Source organism: Haloplanus litoreus, from assembly GCF_045690335.1.
Taxonomy (GTDB): Archaea; Halobacteriota; Halobacteria; order Halobacteriales; family Haloferacaceae; genus Haloplanus; species Haloplanus litoreus.
Genome location: NZ_CP147874.1, coordinates 394,855 through 410,642 on the forward strand (window position 1 = coordinate 394,855; position 15,788 = coordinate 410,642).

At 69.5% G+C, this 15,788-nt stretch carries 19 protein-coding genes and 1 other RNA gene; 16 read left to right on the forward strand and 4 right to left on the reverse strand.

What is annotated here, in order from left to right:
- The first annotated feature begins 39 nt into the window (after nt 1-39).
- Complete coding sequence (locus V8686_RS02280) at nt 40-1,125, forward strand: hypothetical protein (RefSeq protein WP_379702355.1); 1,086 nt, start codon at nt 40-42, stop codon at nt 1,123-1,125.
- Between the two features lie 99 nt (nt 1,126-1,224).
- Complete coding sequence (pth2, locus tag V8686_RS02285; RefSeq protein ID WP_379702356.1) at nt 1,225-1,563, forward strand: peptidyl-tRNA hydrolase Pth2; 339 nt, start codon at nt 1,225-1,227, stop codon at nt 1,561-1,563.
- Between the two features lie 27 nt (nt 1,564-1,590).
- On the opposite strand, the gene V8686_RS02290 is transcribed toward pth2, so the two are convergent.
- Nucleotides 1,591-1,722 carry a hypothetical protein gene (locus tag V8686_RS02290; protein WP_379702357.1) on the reverse strand — a complete coding sequence of 44 codons (132 nt, stop codon included), beginning with the start codon at nt 1,720-1,722 and terminating at the stop codon, nt 1,591-1,593.
- 172 nt (nt 1,723-1,894) lie between these two features.
- Here V8686_RS02290 and V8686_RS02295 point away from each other — a divergent pair, with 172 nt between their 5' ends.
- The 11 genes from V8686_RS02295 (at nt 1,895) to V8686_RS02345 (ending at nt 11,039) form a co-directional block, all read left to right on the forward strand.
- Entirely contained in the window at nt 1,895-2,551 is a 657-nt protein-coding gene (locus V8686_RS02295; protein ID WP_379702358.1) for a high-affinity nickel-transporter protein, read from the forward strand.
- Between the two features lie 131 nt (nt 2,552-2,682).
- Nucleotides 2,683-4,017: a tRNA pseudouridine(13) synthase TruD gene (truD, locus tag V8686_RS02300; RefSeq protein ID WP_379702359.1), complete on the forward strand. Its 1,335-nt coding sequence runs from the start codon at nt 2,683-2,685 to the stop codon at nt 4,015-4,017.
- 362 nt (nt 4,018-4,379) lie between these two features.
- The gene (locus V8686_RS02305) at nt 4,380-5,099 is read left to right on the forward strand and encodes a DUF2103 domain-containing protein (RefSeq protein WP_379702360.1); all 720 of its coding nucleotides are present in this window, start codon (nt 4,380-4,382) and stop codon (nt 5,097-5,099) included.
- Nucleotides 5,100-5,147: 48 nt separating this feature from the next.
- On the forward strand, nt 5,148-5,420 hold the full coding sequence (locus tag V8686_RS02310; RefSeq protein WP_379702361.1) for an eL43 family ribosomal protein: 273 nt from the start codon (nt 5,148-5,150) through the stop codon (nt 5,418-5,420).
- The gene (locus V8686_RS02315; RefSeq protein WP_114448489.1) at nt 5,420-5,554 is read left to right on the forward strand and encodes a DNA-directed RNA polymerase subunit P; all 135 of its coding nucleotides are present in this window, start codon (nt 5,420-5,422) and stop codon (nt 5,552-5,554) included. The genes V8686_RS02310 and V8686_RS02315 overlap by 1 nt, the downstream gene beginning before the upstream one ends.
- Before the next feature lie 5 nt (nt 5,555-5,559).
- Nucleotides 5,560-5,838: a KEOPS complex subunit Pcc1 gene (locus V8686_RS02320; RefSeq protein ID WP_379702362.1), complete on the forward strand. Its 279-nt coding sequence runs from the start codon at nt 5,560-5,562 to the stop codon at nt 5,836-5,838.
- A 70-nt stretch (nt 5,839-5,908) separates the two neighbouring features.
- On the forward strand, nt 5,909-6,298 hold the full coding sequence (locus V8686_RS02325; RefSeq protein ID WP_379702363.1) for a prefoldin subunit beta: 390 nt from the start codon (nt 5,909-5,911) through the stop codon (nt 6,296-6,298).
- Nucleotides 6,299-6,302: 4 nt separating this feature from the next.
- Nucleotides 6,303-6,593, forward strand: a complete 291-nt coding sequence (locus tag V8686_RS02330; protein ID WP_379702364.1) for a DUF3194 domain-containing protein — start codon at nt 6,303-6,305, stop codon at nt 6,591-6,593.
- A 143-nt stretch (nt 6,594-6,736) separates the two neighbouring features.
- Nucleotides 6,737-8,347 (forward strand): Hvo_1808 family surface protein, encoded by a 1,611-nt coding sequence (locus tag V8686_RS02335; RefSeq protein ID WP_379702365.1) that lies wholly within the window; start codon nt 6,737-6,739, stop codon nt 8,345-8,347.
- Between the two features lie 57 nt (nt 8,348-8,404).
- Nucleotides 8,405-9,814 (forward strand): Hvo_1808 family surface protein, encoded by a 1,410-nt coding sequence (locus V8686_RS02340; protein ID WP_379702366.1) that lies wholly within the window; start codon nt 8,405-8,407, stop codon nt 9,812-9,814.
- Between the two features lie 70 nt (nt 9,815-9,884).
- Complete coding sequence (locus V8686_RS02345; protein ID WP_379702367.1) at nt 9,885-11,039, forward strand: nicotinate phosphoribosyltransferase; 1,155 nt, start codon at nt 9,885-9,887, stop codon at nt 11,037-11,039.
- On the opposite strand, the gene V8686_RS02350 is transcribed toward V8686_RS02345, so the two are convergent.
- The gene (locus V8686_RS02350; protein WP_379702368.1) at nt 11,036-11,638 is read right to left on the reverse strand and encodes a TIGR00296 family protein; all 603 of its coding nucleotides are present in this window, start codon (nt 11,636-11,638) and stop codon (nt 11,036-11,038) included. The two genes, V8686_RS02345 and V8686_RS02350, sit on opposite strands and share 4 nt — an antisense overlap.
- Before the next feature lie 123 nt (nt 11,639-11,761).
- Between V8686_RS02350 and rnpB the strand changes: the two genes are divergently transcribed.
- Nucleotides 11,762-12,180, forward strand: an RNA gene (gene rnpB, locus V8686_RS02355) — RNase P RNA component.
- Here the strand turns inward: rnpB and V8686_RS02360 are convergent.
- Together V8686_RS02360 and V8686_RS02365 are read right to left on the reverse strand one after the other, a co-directional pair.
- Complete coding sequence (locus tag V8686_RS02360; protein WP_379702369.1) at nt 12,175-12,939, reverse strand: glycerophosphodiester phosphodiesterase; 765 nt, start codon at nt 12,937-12,939, stop codon at nt 12,175-12,177. The two genes, rnpB and V8686_RS02360, sit on opposite strands and share 6 nt — an antisense overlap.
- Nucleotides 12,939-14,027 (reverse strand): aminopeptidase, encoded by a 1,089-nt coding sequence (locus V8686_RS02365; RefSeq protein WP_379702370.1) that lies wholly within the window; start codon nt 14,025-14,027, stop codon nt 12,939-12,941. The genes V8686_RS02360 and V8686_RS02365 overlap by 1 nt, the downstream gene beginning before the upstream one ends.
- Nucleotides 14,028-14,152: 125 nt before the next feature.
- On the opposite strand from V8686_RS02365, the gene gnd reads away from it, so the two are divergent.
- The gene (gnd, locus tag V8686_RS02370) at nt 14,153-15,049 is read left to right on the forward strand and encodes a phosphogluconate dehydrogenase (NAD(+)-dependent, decarboxylating) (RefSeq protein ID WP_379702371.1); all 897 of its coding nucleotides are present in this window, start codon (nt 14,153-14,155) and stop codon (nt 15,047-15,049) included.
- A 58-nt stretch (nt 15,050-15,107) separates the two neighbouring features.
- Nucleotides 15,108-15,707, forward strand: a complete 600-nt coding sequence (locus V8686_RS02375) for a 2Fe-2S iron-sulfur cluster-binding protein (protein WP_379702372.1) — start codon at nt 15,108-15,110, stop codon at nt 15,705-15,707.
- Nucleotides 15,708-15,788 lie beyond the last annotated feature (81 nt).

The window sequence follows — 15,788 nt, forward strand, 5'->3', positions numbered from 1 at the left end:
GAGTGCTTATTTATCACACCCGCGTGTAGCGGCGGCCGTATGAGCGACTCCGACGAGAACGAAGGCGACGAGGCAGTCGGCGACGGCGACGGTGGGGAGCCGACGGCCATCGGCGTGAAACTCGGAAGCACCCGGACGGTCATCGCGATTCCCGACGGCGACGGCGGACTGCGAACGGTCAAGACGCTCACCTGCCTGGCGACCTACGAGGACGTCATCACGGGCGAGGAGCGCGTCCTCTACGGCGAGGAGGCGGCGACGGAGTACCCCGACCGCGTGCAGTACACCCTCCGCTCGGGCCTTCCGGAGGACGAGTCCGGGGCGGAGCTGACGGCGACGTTCTTCGAGGAAGTCGTCGGGGCGAACGACGTGCCGACGGACAGCGCCGTGGTGTACGCCATCCCGACCATCGACAACGAACGGGGGCTGGAGAACCTGCAGTCGGTCATCGAGGGGAGCGCCATCGGCGAGGCGCTAATCCGTAGCTATCCGGAATCGCTCTGCGGGTCGGTGCCCGCCCTCGGCGACGACCTAGAAGCCGTCGAGGACATCTTCGTCACGGTGAATCTGGGGTCGACGAACCTCGAAGCGTCGGCGTACCGCCGTGGCGAACAACTGGTCCCCTTCACCACCGGCGCGGTCACCGGCAACGAGGTAGACCGCATGATCGCCAACTACGTCGAGGAGGAGACCCAGGGTCGGGTCAACATCGACAACACGACCGCCCGCGAGTACAAGGAGGAACACGCCGACTTCGTGGACTTCGAGCCGTTCACCGACGTGATCCAACAGCCCGGTGGCGGCTCCCACGAGTTCACCATCGAGCGCAGCGTCATGGACGCCGTCGACGAGTACGTCGACGAAGCCGTCGATGAGGTGGCCAACGCCTTCCTGCCGGAACTCGCCAACGACCACATCAAGGTGTACCAGTTGGCGCTGGATCGCCCCATCGTGTTGACGGGCGGGATGGCCTGCATCCCGGGCATCGTCGCGGAGTTCGAGGAGCGCCTGAGCGAGGAACTCCAGCGCGACGTCGAGGCGGTGGCGCCGGACCAGCCCGAGCTGTCGGCGGCCGTCGGCGCCCAGCGCATCGCGCAGCGACTGGTCGACGCCGACGCGTACTGAGATCCACGGTGTGAAAATCGCCACCGGCGGCCACCCGAATCGGTCGGGGGGTGAGGCCGTACCGACGACGCTTTGGCCCGCCCGCGTGGACGGTGGGCCATGAAACAGGCCATCGTCGCACGAACGGATCTCGGGATGGGACAGGGGAAACTCGCCGCACAGGTCGCACACGCCGCGCTGTCGGCCTACGAGGATGCCGACGAGCGCACCCGCCGGGCGTGGAAGGGTGAGGGACAGAAGAAGGTGGTTCTGAAGGCGAGCGGCGAGTCCGAACTGTTCGAGTTGGCCGACGCCGCCGAACGTGCGGGCCTGCCGAACGCCATCATCCGGGACGCCGGCCACACCCAACTGGAACCCGGCACGGTGACGGCGCTCGCGGTGGGACCCGGCGACGACGACGACGTCGACCGGGTGACGGGCGACCTCTCGTTGTACTGAGCGTCTCGGCCGAGCACGGGCGACCGGTCACTCGTCCATCGACGTCACGTTCGTCTCGTCGTCACCGTCGGAGCCGAAGTCCGCACAGCCAGCGAGCGTCGCCGTGGTCAGCGCGCCCGCGGCGACGACGAACCGCCGCCGCGTCGTGTGATCGAACACTACACTCGACCGGCGAGTCGTCGTGACAACGGCAGTCTTTCAGGGTCCTCTCCGGATTCGGCGGAGCGCCCGCTAGAGTTCGTCCGAAGTCGCCACCGGATCGACGGTCGGGAGCGGGCAGCGGGGGAGCACGAACCACGCGAATTAAGCGCCGGGGCGACGACCGGCGGGTGTGTCACTCGTCGCCGCCGCCGTCGCCGGGGGTGCTCTCGGCGCGCGGCACGCCCTCGAAACGGATCACCTCGCCGCGATAGCGACGCTCGTCGACGGCGAGGACGGAACGCCCGCGTGGCCGGTGCTCGTCGGCGCGTCGTGGGGGGTCGGCCACACGCTTCCCATCGCCGCGCTCGGCCTCGGCCTGCTCCTGTTCGGACTTCGTCTCCCCGACGCGGCCGTCGGTCTCTTCGAGGCGGCCGTCGGCGTCGTGTTGGTCTACCTCGGCGCCCGAATGCTCGTCGGGGTCCTCGGCCACCGCGAACACACCCACGGGACCCACCCGCTCCACGGCCACCTCGACGTCGGACGGCTGTCGATGGGGCGGCACGTCCACCTGCACGGCGACTCGGCGATGGTCGGCGCCTTGCACGGCATCGCGGGGAGCGGCGCCCTCGTCGTCGCCCTAGTGTCGACGGCGCCCGACCTGCCGACGGCCACCTCCTTTCTCGGCGCCTTCGCCGTCGGGTCGGTGCTGACGATGGCGGCGGTGTCGGCCCTGTGGGGACGGGCGCTCGGTGCCGGCTTCGAGCGGGCGCTTCGGGCGTCCGCGGGCCTCCTCGGCGTCGGCGTCGGTCTCCGCTTGCTGGTCGAGCAGGCGGGACTGCTCGGCTGATCCCGGCGGCCGTAACTGTTTCGAGATAGTCGCCATCCCGGGACGGTGAGTCTCTCGATTGACTGACAGCCGACAGTACGAGAACCGACACCCTCACCCATCGGCATCCCGAACGGTCGACGACGACTCGAATGCGCGAGGCACACCCCCTGGAACGGCAGGTTGGCATCGACTACTACGTGAGCGACGGCCCCGGAGTCGGTGGGCGCCTCCGGGCGACGCCGGCGGCCTTCCGGGTGCGGGAACTCGAAGCCGTCGATCCGGAACCACTCGACGCCGATCAGGGAGCGTACCCCCACCTACTCGTCAGAGCGACGCTCACCGACTGGGACACCAACGACTTCGCGGGGGCGCTCTCGGATGCCCTCGGAGTGAGTCGCGAACGGGTGTCGTGGGCGGGAACGAAGGACAAGCGCGCGATCACGACGCAACTGTTCTCGATTCGAGGGGTCGCAGCCGCCGACCTGCCGGCCATCGACGGCGCAGACCTGGAACCGCTGGGTCGCGTGGGTCGTAACCTCGAGTTCGGCGACCTGGCGGGCAACGCCTTCGAGATCGGAGTGGCCGATCCGGCGCGCCCAGACGCCGTGAACGGCGTGATCGCCGCACTGGAATCGTTCGGCGGCGGGCGCCCCGCGGTGCCGAACTGGTTCGGCCACCAGCGATTCGGCAGTCAGCGCCCGGTCACCCACGAGGTGGGTCTGCACGTCGTCCGCGAAGAGTGGCGCGAGGCGGTGCTCGCCTACGTCGGCAATCCCGCCGAGACGGAGCCGGAGCGAACGCGAGAGGCCCGGGAACGGGTGGACGACGTGGCGTCGACCCCCGACCCGAACTGGGCGGCCGCGCTGGACGCGATGCCGGGCCACCTCGGCTACGAGCGCTCGATGCTCCACGCGCTGGTCGAGAACGGCGGGACCGAACCGGCGGACTTCCGTGCCGCACTGGAGACCGTTCCCTGGAACCTCCAGCGACTGTTCGTCAACGCGGCGCAGTCGTACGCGTTCAACCGCATCGTCTCGGAACGTCTGCGTCGCGACCTCCCTTTCGACCGCCCCGCCGTCGGCGACGTAGTGGCGTTCGCGGACGCCGACGCGCCGGCCGACCTTCCCTCGCCCGACACCGACCGGGTCCAGCGGGTGACCGAGGACCGGGTGGACGTAGTGGCTCGCCACTGCGACCGGGGGCGGGCGTTCGTCACCGCACCCCTCGTCGGCACCGAGACGACCCTCGGTGACGGCGAACCGGGCGCCATCGAGCGCGAGGTACTCGCCGACCTGAATCTCTCGCCGTCGGACTTCGACTTGCCCGGCAACTTCGACTCGACGGGCACCCGACGCGCGATACTGGTCGGGACCGATCTGACGGTCGACCGCGACCCGCTCACCCTCTCGTTCTCGCTCCCGCGGGGATCTTACGCAACCGCCGTCCTCCGGGAGTTCCTGAAAGTCGATCCGCGGGACCTCTAGGGGGCGTCGTGTCGTCGGGGTCACCGCGGTCGGGATGCCGATCCGATCCGCCGTCGGGACGACCGTGGCCGAGGAGGAACAGAGGCATCCCGACGACACGACGGCGAGACAGTAGAATAGCCCGCCCTGCGAGAGGACAGGGACGGTGGTGGCGAGGACGAAGGCGAACGCTCCGGCGGCGGCCGCGAGTGCGGCGCCGAGGAGCGACCCGACGAGGAGACCGGCCACGAGAGTTCGGGAGGTGGAGGGGAAGGGGAGACGGGGACCAATGGACGAGTCGTGTGTGCGCGTGCCGAGGGGTTGTCGTGTCGTCCGAGCGCCGAAAGACGGACTTATCCGGCGCGACCGTCTGCCACGACTGTATGGAGTGTCGGCGGTGTGGGTCCCCGCTAGATCGACCGGGCGATTACTGTCTGGTCTGTCACACCGGCAACTGCGACGCCGTCGTCCTCGACGTATCGGAGGACCGGGCCCGTCTGACCATGCTGGACGACGAGGAGGTGTTGGGCGAGACGGCGATCACCACCCGGCCGGAACAGGAGGGGCGGAGCCGGGTGATCGAGCGTCGCAACTTCGCCGGGCTGATCGCGGACGAGATCCGCCGCAAACGCCCCGAGACGGTGTTCGCGGCGGGCGACCGCGAAATTATCCGCGCGGTTCGGGCCGAGACCCACTACGAGTTCTATCGGGTCGCGGGCGAGGACCCCGTGGCGACGGTGCTGGATCGGCGGGACGAGCGTGCTCTCGACGTCGTGGAGACGCCGCCGAAGGAGAAACTCGGCGGCCGGCACACGACGCTGATCGGTGGCCGGACCGGGCGGCGGGCCATCTCGACGGTGGCCGAACACCCGCACGTCAAGAAAATCGTACCGGGACCCATCGACGCCGGCGGGAAGGGGTCGCAGTCCGGCCTGCGGGCGAAGGTGACGCGGGCGGACGGCAACGGCAACGTCCGTCTCCTCCTGCGCGACGGATCGAGCGTGCAGGAAAATCGGATCGTCACGACGGCGATGGACCGCGAGACGGGCGAACGGGTCCGGGACGATCTGAACGAGGAACTCGCCGCCGCGGACCTGCAGTGACCGAGACTCGCAGGGTTTATCCGTTCGCTGACGGTAGAGAGCGGTACTATGGCCGAAAATAAGGCACGCAGTACCGGGAGCGCGGGCCGGTTCGGCGCGCGCTACGGACGCGTCGCCCGCCGCCGGGTCAAGGAAATCGAAGGCGAGATGCAGAACGCGACCCTCGACGGCGACAGCGTGACCCGTATCGGAACGGGCGTCTGGAAGAACGAGGAGACGGGCGAGACGTTCACCGGCGGGGCGTACCGGCCGGAGACTCCCGGTGGCCGCACCGTCCGACGGTCGATCCGTGCGGCCCTCTCGACCGACGACGAGGAGTAATGAGCTACAAGTGTTCCCGGTGTAAGCGCGACGTCGAACTCGACGAGTACGGCGGGGTCCGCTGTCCGTACTGCGGACACCGCGTGCTCCTGAAGGAGCGCGCCCCGACGATCAAAGAAGTCGACGTCGAGTAACCGACGTGTCGACGGACGACGCGCCACACCGACTCTCCCTCTCGTTCGACTACGACACGGAGCGACGCGCACGGATCGTCGAGCGAGCTGTCCGCGTCGAGGTGGGCGAAATCGACGACGCGCGGTCGACGGCGCGGGTCGACCGGGCGGGCCGGACGGTCCAGGTCCGCGTCGAGGCGGCGGATCTGATCGCCCTCCGAGCCGGGACGAACACTTGGGCGCGACTGCTCGACGTGGCCGAACGGGTGGCCGAGACCGCCGATCGACGGCACGACGCCGCGTGAGTCGGAGGGTCGATCCGAGCGTGCGTCGGGAATACGGGGCTTTTTCACTCCGGGTCCCAACGGTTCGCCCATGCAAGGAAATCTGCCGCCGGAAGCCCAGGAGAAGCTCGAAGAACTGCAGGATCTCCAGGAGACGGCTCAGCAGGTCGCGGCCCAGAAACAGCAGGCCGAGACCCAGCTCAACGAGTCCGAGACGGCGCTCGAAGCCCTCGACGACATCGACGAAGACACCGCCATGTACCGGGAGGTCGGCGAACTCCTCGTCGAGACGGAGTACGGCGAGGCCTACGACGACCTGGAGGAGAACGTAGAGAACCTGGAAGTTCGCGTCGAACAGTTGAGCAAGCAGGAAGAGCGCGTCCGCGAGCAGTTCGAGTCGCTCCAGCAGGAGCTCCAGCAGATGCTACAGGGTGGCGCAGGCGGCGGCCCGATGGGTCCGGGCGGCGCCGGCGGCGCGTAAGGCTGTGGCCGACGACGAACCGGACGACGAGGAAGTCGTGCGGACGGCCGCCGAAGCCGCCGAGGGCGTGGTGTTCGCGAACTACCGACAGTCCTCGGTTCGCGACCTGGACGTGACGGTGACGTTCGAGGAGGGTGTCCTCGAAGTCGACGTGTATCTGAACGCTCCGGAAGCGGAGGGGGAAGGGGAGACGGACCCCGACGCGGTAGCGGACGAGGCCGCACGGGCGGCACGGGCCGCCGTCGACGACCTGTTCGGCGTCGACAGCGACGAACCGACCGGCGACGCGGCGTGAACTCGGCTGAATTCTTCTCGGACTCGGATACCTCGACGCCGACCGTCACTCGGGACTGACTGGAAGGTTCGACCGGACACGAGCGACTCGCCGAGCGTTCCCCCGCGGGCAAGGTACTTCCGTACCGCTTCCTAACGGGGGATATGCGAAAGCGGGTATCCGTCGGTCTCGCGGTACTGATCGTGCTGGCGTCGGTCGGTCCCATGGTGGGGGTGGCCGAGCGACCGGCCGCCGTCGACACGGACACCGAGGACGAGGTGGTGTCACAGCGTGCCGATCCCGAGGGCGACCCCATCGGCTGGGAGGGAGGGTACTGGCACAACGAGTCGATCGACGTCGATCAGTCCGACGGGCTGACCGACGAGGAACTCGACGCCTACGTCAGCCGCGCGATGGCGCGTGTGGAGTACATCCGCCGGACCGAGTTCGACTCCGAGGTCCCGGTCGAGGTCATCTCCCGTGACGAATTCCAGCAGCGATCCGCGGAGAATCGATCGAGCAACGCCTCGTACGACGCTTGGAACGACCAGGTGTGGGAAGCGTTGTTCGTCATCGGCGAGGATCAGGGCGCGAACGACGCACTCCAGAGCGCCTCGGGGGAGGCGACTGCGGGCTTCTACGCACCGGGCGACGACCGCATCCGGATCATCACCGACTCGCCGGACAGCCCGACCATCGACAACGCGACGCTGGTTCACGAACTCGTCCACGCGATGCAGGACCAGAACGGCAACCTGGGCGAGCGGATCAGCAGCGCCGAGACCCAGGACACTGACCTCGCCGTCGACGGCGTCGTCGAGGGCGAGGCCAACTACGTCGAACGGCAGTACACCCAGCGGTGCGAAGGCGAGTGGCAGTGCGTCGAGACGCCGAGTTCCGACTCGGGGCCGGGAGAGCCGCCGAATCTCGGCATCCTCCTGACGCTGCTCCAGCCCTACTCGGACGGCCCGGTGTACATCGACTGGCTCCTCGAACAGGGTGGCTGGGACGCCGTCGACGCCGCGTTCGACGACCCGCCCGCCTCCAGCGAGCAGGTCATCCACCGGACCGACGAACCACCGACGCCCATCGAGTACGAGGACCGCGCTCGCAACGGCTGGGAGACGTTCCCGGACCAGGGCGAGAACGGCTCCGACACCGTCGGCGAGGCGTCGATGTACGTGATGTTCTGGTACCAGGCGCGGACGGCGCGCGCGGACACGATTCCGGTCCGGTCGGTGACCCGGACCACCAGTCCTCTCGACATGTACAACTACGAGGCGGAGCCGTCGGCGGGGTGGGGGAACGACCGGGTGTTCCCGTACCAGCGAACCGAGGGCGGAGAGACCCAGTACGGCTACGTCTGGGCGACCGAGTGGGACACCGAGGAGGACGCCACGGAGTTCGTCCGGGCCTACGGTGCCATCCTCGAAGCCCAGGGCGTGCCCGAGGTGAACGGGGAGGGACAGTACGTCATCCCCGACGGTGAGTTCGCGGACGCCTTCCGGATCGACCGCGACGGGACGCGCGTGACCATCGTCAACGGACCGACGCCCGACGCCGTCGAGGACATCCGCCCGACGGACGTCGGATCGACCGACGGTACCGACGACGACGCGAGCGACACGACGGCGAGCGCCGGTGACGATGACACCGCCACGGCGTCGACGGACGACGGCGGCTCGACCGGACTCGAAGCCCCCGGATTCGGGGCACTGACTGCCGTCCTCGCGGTGCTCGGCGTCGCTCTCGCGGTGGCACGGCGACGCGACTGAAACGGCGACTCGAACCGACGGTACCCTTTTGACGCGGCGACGCCGAGAGCGGACGAGATGCGTTCGCTCCCCGCCATCGCGGCCGCGCTCCTCCTCGTCGTCGCGGGATGCGGCGGCGTCGCCGGCCCGGAAGGAACGCCGCCGACGAATGCGACGCCGACGCCCACGGCGGCCGATCCGACGCCCGCGGCGACGCCCACAGCGGCGACGACGGCGGCCCACGACGACTTCGCCGACCCGCCGACTGACCGCCTGGGCTGGGAGGCGGGGCGCTGGTACGACGAGCCGCTGTCGGTGAACGCCTCGGACGGTCTGAACCGGAGCGAGCGGGCGGCCGTCGTCGCACGGACGATGGCCCGCGTCGAGCGCCTCCGAGGGCTGGAGTTCGAGTCGTCGGTGCCCGTCGCGGTGGTCGATCGGGAGACGTACCTGAACCGGGAGGTGGTGAACGCCACCGTGTTCGACGAGGTGCTGTGGGAGGCGCTCCTGTTGGTCGGCGAGGATCGGTCGGTCGAGTCGGTCTTCGAGTCGTTCTACGGTGCGTCCGTGCAGGGGTCGTACGCGCCGGACGAGGATCGCATCGTGGTGGTGAGCGACGGCGAACGGCCGACCGTCGACCGGCGAACCCTCGCCCACGAACTCGTCCACGCCCTCCAGGACCAGCATTTCGGGGTCGAGCGGGTGACCCTGACCCGCGACGAACGGCTGGCGAGACAGGGGTTGATCGAGGGCGACGCCGGCTACGTCGAGGACCTGTACGAACGCCGGTGCCGGTCGAACTGGTCGTGCGTGCCGCGACCCAGTAGTCCGGGCGCGAGCCTCGACGGCAACATGGGGGTCTACGTCGCTGCCTATCAGCCCTACAGCGACGGGCCGGCGTTCGTCCACCGACTCCGGCGGCGGGGCGGGTGGACGGCGGTGAACGCCGCCTACGCGAACCCGCCCACGAGTTCGATGCAGGTGATCCATCCGGAGCGATATCCGAACCGGTCGGCCGAACGGGTGCGGATCGCGGACCGCTCGGCCGAAAACTGGTCGCGACTGAACCGCACGCCGACGGGAACGACGGTTGGGGAGGCGTCGCTGTTCGCGACGATGTGGGCGAACGGGGCAGTCGAGACGTTCCACCTGCAACGGCCGAGTCGCCCCCACCGGGCGTACAACTACACCCATCCGACGACGACGGGGTGGGTCGGCGACCGGATCGTACCCTACCGGAGCGCGGACGGGCGGACGGGCTACGTCTTTCGGATCGAGTGGGCGACCGAGGGCGACGCCGCCGAATTCGCCATCGCCTACCGCCGTCTCCTGCGGGAGCGCCGAGGGGCGGAACGGCGCGAGGGGGACGTACTGGTGGTGCCGGCGGGTCCCTACGCCGACGCCTTCCGCGTGACCCAGGAGGGCCGGGCGGTCACGGTGGTGAACGCGCCGACGGTCGAGACACTCGACGCGGTCCACGCAAGCTGAAGACGAATCCTCTTCGACCGCGGCGACCGAACGAACGGATTTTTCACCGGCGGGAGCGAAGGCGCTGGGTATGGAACCGTTCGACATCGTCGGCCCGGAGGCCATTCGCGACGGGACGGCGACCGACGCCTACTTCCTGCGGACGGAGACGACGCTGCGACACGCCGACCGGAACCCGACAGTCGTCGCGGAGGTGACGGCCGATCAGTTCCCCGACGGGGAGTTCGAACTGCTCGCGGGGGTGAAGGACGCGGCCGCGTTGCTGGAGGGCCTGGACGTCGACGTGGACGCGATTCGGGAGGGACGCCTGTTCGACGGCGGGCCGGTCCTCCGGATCGAGGGGCCGTATCTGGAGTTCGCGCGGTTCGAGACGTCGCTTCTGGGCTTTCTCTCGCACGCGAGCGGTATCGCGACGGCGGCCCTGGAGGCGCGACGGGCGGCGCCGGAATCGACGGTGCTGTCGTTCGGCGCGCGACACGTCCACCCGTCGATAGCGGCGGTGGTCGAGCGGAGCGCGTTGCTCGCCGGCCTGGACGGGTTCTCCCACGTCGCCGCGGGCGACGTGTTGGGCCGGGACGCCGGTGGGACGATGCCCCACGCCCTGCTGATCTGTTTCGGCCGCGGGAACCAGGAGGCCGGCTGGCGGGCGTTCGACGAAGCGGTCGGGCCGGACGTGCCGCGGGTAGCACTCTGTGACACCTACGGCGACGAGGTGGACGAGGTACTGCGCGCGGCGGCGGCGCTCGGCGAGGACCTCGACAGCGTCCGGGTCGACACGACGGGGTCGCGCCGCGGCGACTTCCGACACATCCTCCGGGAGGTACGCTGGGAACTCGACGCTCGCGGCGTCGACGACGTCGGCCTGTTCGCGAGCGGGGGTCTCGACCCCACCCAGCTCCGCGAGCTCCGGGACGTCGTCGACGGCTTCGGCGTCGGGGGCTACGTCTCCAACGCCGACCCGGTGGACTTCGCGCTGGACATCGTGGAAGTCGACGGGGAGCCGGCGGCCAAGCGGGGGAAGCTCTCGGGGACGAAGCAGGTCTATCGGACGCCCGACGGCGGCCACCACGTCGGTCTCGCGGACCGAGCGGGACCGGCTGACGGGGAGCAGTTGCTCGAACCGGTGATTCGCGGCGGGGAGGTAGTCCGGGAGTTCGATCTCGACGCCGCGGCCGAGCGGGCGCTCGCGGACGCGGAGACAGTCGGGTTCGGTGCGGCCGATTAGAGCTGTTCGACGCTACCGCCCTCGGGACGCTCACGGAAGACCTGGCCCTCGAAGAGCGTGATCATGGTGTCGTCGTCCTGCCAGGCGAGCGGCGAGAGGCCGGCTTTCCGGCAGGCGTGCGTGAGGAACTGTTCTTCGTTCCAGTCGTTCTCGACCGGAAGCGTGGGGTACATCCAGGCGTGTTGACCGTCGGCGTCGATGGCGATGCCGTGTGTGCCGAGTTCGAGGTCGGCGAGCGGGTCGTTGGTGAGGACGTGGTTGCAGACGACGCAGATGGAGATGTTGAGGCTCTCCAGTTCCGGTGGTTCGATTTCGGAGCCACAGGAGTCGTCCGAGGCGGCCGTGATGGCCGCGTCGACGATGGCGTGGCCGAGCTGATCGTTCCCCCGATACGCCCCGGCACAGCCCCGAAGCCGCCCCCGGCCGCGGGTGGACGTGATTCGAACGAATGCGCCGGTGCGTGCGTAGAACGCGTCACGCATACTCCCCGGCTGTTCACGCTGACCCTGGAGTACGTACGCTTCGACAGCCTCGCGGGCCAGTTCCACCGCTCGGGCGCCATCCTCGTAAGAAAGGCGGACCATCTGCGCCTCTGACATACGGCATACGTTGCTCCGAACTGACTTGAACCCTTCCTTTCCTCCGGGGAAGACCGTGATGATTTTTGGCCGAGGGGTCCGCCGACCGAACGGCTTATTCGGCCGCCGAGAGTACGTAAGCGTGGCAGAGAGAGCCCGGCCCCCGTGCCGCCGGGACCGACGGTCGGTCCCCGGGCATGAGGAAAGTCCCCCCACCGTCCGGACGGGTGACCGGGCGCAAGCCCGGAGTCGGAGACGGCTGGCTCTGGAACAGAAACGAGACCACTCGGCCCGACCGATGAGGTGTGCGAACCCGAGCGCAAGCGAAGGGAGTTAACCCACCGAGGGCAGCGAGGTGCCACGCGCCTCGGAGTGAACGGCACGAGCCGTGAACCGCGGGACGCCACGCGCCTCCGGGACCCGTCGGGTCCCGTGACGGTCGAGAACGGATGGAACGGCGAATCTTCACCGGTGCAAGTCCGCCTCGTCAAGGTAGTCCGGACGCGGAGGTGGACGCTCAGCCGAATGCCGGGAGAACAGAAGGGGGCTTACTCCTCTCAGCCGCTTTCCTCGCCGAGCCACTGCTCTATCCCCGGATAGTCCGCGATGAGTCCGTCGGCTCCCGCTCGGACCGCCGCCCGCGCTTCGACCCACGTCCGCACCGTCCAGACGTTCACGTCGCGCCCCGCGTCGTGGACGGCCGCGACGGCCCCGGGGTCGGCGTTCCGCATCGCCGCGAGCGACGGATGGACCGCGTCGGCGTCGTATCGGTCGGCGAGCGTCCGACCCGTCGACAGAGCCCGACAGAGCACGGCACGCGAGTGGGGCGGATCACGTTCCCGGACCGCCGCCAGCGCGCCCGCGGAGAAGGAGGAGAGACGGATCTCGCGGTCGTCCAGTTCGTCGAGCACCCGGTCGACGAACGGTTGCCAGCGCTCCCGCGCCGTCTCGCGGTCCCCGGGCGGGAGCGACCCGCGCCAAACGTGGTCGGCCGCCGGTCGCTTCAGTTCGACGTCCAGAGGCACGGCCGTGGCGTCCACGAGGTGTGCGAGCGTCGGGACCGTCTCCCCGCTCTCGAGGATCTCCGCGGCCGTCACCGCCCCCGGAGACAGGTCACCCACCGCGCCCGCGCCGTCGGTGACGCCGCGACTTCCCTCCGCCTCGTCGAGGCGAGCGTCGTGAAAGACGACCGGCGTCCCGTCCGCGCAGGCGACGACGTCGACTTCGACGCTGTCGGCCCGGTCGGCGGCCGTACGGACGGCGGCGACGGTGTTCTCGGGATTGATGCCCGCGAAGCCACGGTGGGCGATCACCGACGGCATTACCCGCCGTCCTCCCACCGGAAGCGGCCGTCGCGCTGGATCGGGTCGCCGTCGACGAGCAGTCGCGACCCCTCGCCCATCCGCGTGATGAGGTCGACGTGGACGGCGCTCGAATTGCCCGTTTCACCGTCGGGCAGGCAGGCGTCGTACGCCCGGCCGAGGGCGAGGTGGACGGTTCCGGCCATCTTCTCGTCGAAGAGGACGTTGTCGGTCGGCCGCGTGATACCGCGGTTCATCCCGATGCCGAGTTCACCAAGTCGCTTCGCGCCGTCGTCGGTGTCGAGTAGGTCGGCGAGTGCCGCCTCGCCCGCCCGCGCCGAGAAGTCGACGACCTCGCCGTCCTCGAAGACGAGGTGGGCGTCGCGGAGCCGGGTCCCCTGCACCGTGACGGGCACGTCGAAGGTCACCTCGCCGTCGACGGTCACCGGCGCGGTGAACACCTCGCCGCTGGGGAGGTTGTGTGAGTCGTAGACGACGGACGCGGCGCTGTTCACAGCGGTTCGGCCGTCGATGGAGAGGGTGACGTCGGTTCCGTCGGCGACGATCCGGACTTCGCGGCCCCCGTCGAGAATCCCTTTCAGTCTCGCCATCTCCTCGGCGAGACGTTCCCAGTCCCGGAGGACGGCGTCGTAGACGAAATCGCGGTAGGCCTCGTAGGACATGCCGGCGGCCTGGGCGAGCGAGCGGGTGGGATGGACCGTCGACACCCAGTCGGTCGCCATGCGCGCCTCGCGGACGTCCTCGTGGGCACGGGCGTGGGCGTTCCGGACGTCGCCGGGGACGTCGGCCGTCGCGGCGGTGTTGCGCCCGCCACGGAGCGAGAGGTAGACGTCGGCGCGTTCGTAGAGTGCGCGTTCGGCCTCGGCGGGCGCGAAGTCGCCGTCGTGGGCGCGAAGGTACGCGCGGGTCACCTCGTCGGAGCCGTAGGTAGCGAGGAGGTTCGCGCCTCGGTCCCCGAGGACGGCGGCGACGGCGACGGCGAGGTCGTGGGCCCCCTCGGCGACGCGGACCACCACGTCGTCGCCGGGGGCGACCCGGGCGCTCCAGTCGACGAGCGTCTCGGCGTGCGCGCGGATGCGGTCGTCCATGAGGTGGGATGGACGCCGGGGTGCAAAAGGATGCCCGCTGGCACCGTGAAAAGAGGGTCCCCGCTGGCACCGCACCGGCGTGGCGAACCACAACCACTACCTCACGGCGCGCGGGAGTCGGGTGTATGCAACTGGGCGTCATCGGACTGGGGCGGATGGGACAGATCGTGGTCGAACGGGTGCTCGCGGCCGGACACGACGTCGTCGCGTTCGACATCGACGAGGCGGCGGTGGCGACGGCCGCCGACGCCGGGGCGGAGACGGCCGACTCGCTCTCCGAGGTCGCGGACAGCCTCGGCGAGGAGAAGCACGTCTGGCTGATGGTGCCCGCGGGCGACGCGGTGGACGCGGCCCTGGACGATCTCGAACCACACCTCTCGGCCGACGACGTCGTCGTCGACGGCGGCAACTCCCACTTCGAGGACTCGGTCCGCCGGGCGGAACGAACCGACGCAGCCTACCTCGACTGCGGGACGAGCGGCGGTCCCGCCGGCGCTGAACTCGGGTTCTCGCTCATGATCGGCGGTCCGGAGGACGCCTACGCGGAACTCGCCCCCGTCTTCGACGCCGTCGCTACGGGACCGGACGGTCACGACCGGATGGGACCGTCGGGGTCGGGTCACTACGTGAAGATGGTCCACAACGGCGTCGAGTACGCCCTGATGCAGGCCTACGGCGAGGGGTTCGAACTGCTCCACGAGGGGCGGTACGACCTGGACCTCGAGGCCGTCGCCCGAACGTGGAACAACGGTGCGGTGATCCGCTCGTGGCTGCTGGAACTCTGCGAGGAGGCGTTCCACGAGGAGGGAACGGATCTGGGCGACGTGGCGGATCACGTCGCCGGCGGGTCCACGGGGACGTGGACGGTGCAGGAAGCTCTGGAGCGGGAAGTTCCGGTGCCGCTGATCCACCAGGCGCTCGCGGAGCGGTTCGCCTCGCGCCGGGACCGGTTCTCGCGACGCCTCGCCAACCGCCTCCGGTACGGGTTCGGGCGGCACGAGGTCGCTCGACGCGGGGACTGAACCCGCGCCCGGCACGGCAATCACAATTCCCTTAACCCCCGCATCCAAACCGTCAGTCATGGTCGAGGTAAATCTGGTGGGGCTGAGCATCGGGGCGCTCCTCACGCTCACGGCCGTCGCCCTCCACCTGTCGAAGGGGACGGGGTGGCAGTCCACCACCGACATCTCTCAGGAGGTACTCGAACGGCGGGCCGAGTCGGTGCCCGAGACTGACTTCCCGGAACCGATGAACCGATCCATCGGGGGCGGGGGCGGTGCCGTCGCCGCCGCGGGCGCCGTGGCGGGCGAGGAGGGCGAAGCCGAACTCGAAGGCGGTGCCGAGGCAGCCGAGGAGTCCGGGCCGTGGGACGTACCGGACGACGAGGCCGACGTCTTCGAAATCGAGTACGCCAAGGAGGGCGACACCATCGACGTGGCCGAGAACGAGACGGTTCTGGAGGCCGGCGAGGACGAGGGGTGGGACCTGCCCTACGCCTGCCGACAGGGCCAGTGTGTCTCGTGTGCCGGACAGATCACCTCGGGTGGCAACTCCGAGGACTACGTCGTCCACGACGACCAGCAGATGCTCGACGACAACGAACTCGGCGATGGCTACACGCTGACCTGCGTCGCCTACCCGAAGGCCGACTTCACTATCGAAACCGGCGAAGCCCCCTGACGCCGCTTCAAGAATCGACGACGTCGACGCCGCTCAGTTCGAACCGCGCCCCGCCGTCGCCCCCGGCGAGGCAGACGGTCC